The organism is Methanoculleus sp. UBA413, from assembly GCF_002502935.1.
GTDB lineage: Archaea > Halobacteriota > Methanomicrobia > Methanomicrobiales > Methanoculleaceae > Methanoculleus > Methanoculleus bourgensis.
This window is the reverse complement of the sequence record NZ_DAQR01000124.1, coordinates 5,270-6,483: the sequence shown is the minus strand read 5'-3', so window position 1 is coordinate 6,483 and position 1,214 is coordinate 5,270. Positions and strand designations below refer to the sequence as shown.

Sequence of the window (1,214 nt, the reverse complement as noted above, 5' to 3'; positions counted from 1 at the left end):
AACGAGTACGGGATCATCGGGCCCATCCGCAGCCGCGAGTTCAGGCCTGAGGTCATCAGGGAAAAGATCCGGGCCTGCCCGCTCATAGATGACCCTGCAGTGCAGGCGGTCAGGCTGGCTGCGATCACGAACTCCACGTACGACGGGATCTGCTACAGCGCAGAGCGGATCGAGGAGCAATTGCGGGACGTGGTCCCATACCTCCACTTCGACGAGGCGTGGTCCGCCTACGCCAGGTTCCACCCCCTCTACGCCGGGCGGTTCGGGATGCACACCCCAGGCGAGGTCGGCCCGACGGTCTTTGCCACCCAGTCAACCCATAAGGTCCTCGCCGCCTTCTCGCAGGGCTCGATGCTCCACGTCAGGCAGGGCAAAGGACCCGTCGACCACCCCCGGTTCAACGAGGCGTTCATGATGTTCACCTCCACCTCCCCTCAGTACACCATCATCGCCTCCCTCGACGTCGCAGCCAGGATGATGGCCGGGCACTCGGGGAAGTTCCTCATCGAGGAGGCGATTGAGGAGGCAATCGTGTTTCGGAAGAAGATGGTGACGGTGGCAGAGGAGATCCGGGCAAGCCCCCTTCCCGAGGAGAACTACTGGTGGTTCACCGTCTGGCAGCCTGACTGTATCATGGACCAGGAGGCAGAGAGGCCGCTTGGGGATGCGGATGACCTGCTTCTCAGGAATCACGCCGGCTGCTGGCTCCTGGATCCGAACGATACCTGGCACGGGTTTGCCGGCATCGAAGAAGGATACGCGATGCTCGACCCCATCAAGGTGACCATCCTCACCCCCGGGATAAGGCCTGGCGGGAGCATGGAGGACCGGGGGATACCGGCAGGCATCGTCACGAAGTACCTCAGGGAGAGCGGGATTGTCGTCGAGAAGACCGGGTACTACTCGTTCCTGGTCCTCTTCACGCTCGGGATCACCAAAGGTAAGTCGGGGACGCTGCTTGCGGAACTCTTCCGGTTCAAGGCGCTCTACGATCGCAACAGCCCGCTCGAGGAGGTCTTTCCCGACCTGGTGCGGGAACACCCGGCCCGGTATTCGGGGCGGGGGCTCTCCGACCTCTGCCAGGAGATGCACGGCTACCTGAAGGATGTCTCGATCACCGACGTCGTCAGGGCAGTCTACGCGACGCTGCCGGAACCGGCGATGACCCCGGCGGAGGCCTACCGCCGCCTGGTGCGGGGCGAGGTTGCGGCAGT

Annotated in this window: 1 pseudogene; it reads left to right on the top strand. The window is 63.7% G+C overall.

From position 1 onward, the window contains the following. Positions 1-1,214, top strand: a pseudogene (locus BP858_RS10730) (lysine decarboxylase); the annotation flags it as partial.